The sequence below is a fragment of the Ruegeria sp. YKSD179 genome, from assembly GCF_059612885.1.
Map to the genome: position 1 here is coordinate 1 of NZ_JBXWRL010000121.1, position 1,597 is coordinate 1,597.

Sequence of the window (1,597 nt, forward strand, 5' to 3'; positions counted from 1 at the left end):
CGCCTGAATGATGTTCCTGCGCGCCTGTTCCTTTTCATCGGGCGCGACGGCGTCTTCCAGATCGAGAAAGATGACATCCACGTCCGATTTCGCGGCCTTCTCAAACATTCCGGGCTGGCTGCCGGGCACGGCAAGCTCGCTGCGGTTCAGGCGGGCGGGGGCTTGTTCAATTGGGTGAAAGCTCATGGTTGGGACCTTTCGGCTTACAGGTTCGGGTAGATGGGGAAGCGGTTGCAGAGATCTGCGACCTGGGCGCGGACGCGGGCTTCGACTTCGGAGTTGCCGTCTTCGCCGTTGGCTGCCAGGCCGTCGACCACTTCGATGATCCAGTCGGCGATCTGGCGGAATTCGGTCTCGCCAAAGCCGCGGGTGGTGCCGGCGGGGCTGCCCAGGCGGATGCCCGACGTGATGGTCGGCTTTTCCGGGTCAAATGGCACGCCGTTCTTGTTGCAGGTGATATGCGCCCGGCCCAGGCCCTTTTCGGTGGCGTTGCCCTTGACGCCCTTGGGGCGCAGGTCAACCAGCACCACATGGGTGTCAGTGCCGTGGGTCACGGTGTCGAGCCCGCCCTTGATCAGCTGATCGCTGAGCGCCTGCGCATTGGTCACGACCTGCTGGATATAGCTTTTGAACTCGGGGCGCAGCGCCTCGCCAAAGGCCACGGCCTTGGCCGCGATCACATGCATCAGCGGGCCGCCCTGAATGCCGGGGAAGATCGCCGAATTCACTTTCTTAGCGATATCTTCATCATTGGTCAGGATCATGCCCCCACGTGGGCCGCGCAGGGTCTTGTGTGTGGTGGTGGTCGCCACATGCGCGTAGGGGAACGGGCTGGGATGCTCGCCTGCCGCGACCAGACCGGCGAAATGCGCCATGTCCACGTGCAGATAGGCGCCGACCATGTCGGCGATCTCGCGCATGCGGGCAAAGTCGATCTGACGCGGGATGGCCGAACCGCCCGCGATGATCAGCTTGGGGTTATGCTCTTTCGCCAGCGCCTCGACCTGATCATAGTCCAGCATGTTGTCCTGCTGGCGCACGCCGTATTGCACGGCGTTGAACCACTTGCCCGACTGGTTGGGCCGCGCGCCGTGGGTCAGGTGGCCACCGGCATCCAGGCTCATGCCCAGAATGGTGTCGCCGGGCTGGATCAGCGCCTGGAACACGCCCTGGTTGGCCTGGCTGCCCGAGTTCGGCTGCACATTGGCAAAGCCACAGCCAAACAGCTGCTTGGCGCGGTCGATGGCCAGATTCTCGGCGATGTCAACAAACTCGCAGCCCCCGTAATAGCGCCGGCCCGGGTAACCTTCGGCATATTTGTTGGTCATCACCGAACCCTGCGCCTCCATCACGGCGGCAGAGACGATGTTCTCGGACGCAATCAGCTCGATCTCGTCGCGCTGACGACCCAGCTCAGACCGGATCGAGCCAAAAAGCTCAGGATCGCGGTCCGACAAGGACTGGGTGAAAAATCCGGTGTCACGAAGATTGGCGTTCATTGGCGCTCCACATGGCTGGGTAAAATCTTGCGGATTTCCTATCGGAAACGCCACTTTCGCAAAAGGCTTAAAGCGACGATTTGGCCTGCTGCGGCGTC

General features: G+C 62.2%; 2 protein-coding genes. Both read right to left on the reverse strand.

What is annotated here, in order from left to right; all coding sequences use genetic code 11:
* The coding region (locus AC2FNE_RS24600) for an aldolase/citrate lyase family protein (RefSeq protein WP_496806564.1) at positions 1 to 186 on the reverse strand (186 nt) is incomplete at its 3' end.
* 17 nt (positions 187 to 203) lie between these two features.
* Positions 204 to 1,499, reverse strand: coding sequence for a serine hydroxymethyltransferase (gene glyA, locus AC2FNE_RS24605; protein WP_496806565.1), 1,296 nt, complete (start codon positions 1,497 to 1,499; stop codon positions 204 to 206).
* Positions 1,500 to 1,597: the final 98 nt, after the last annotated feature.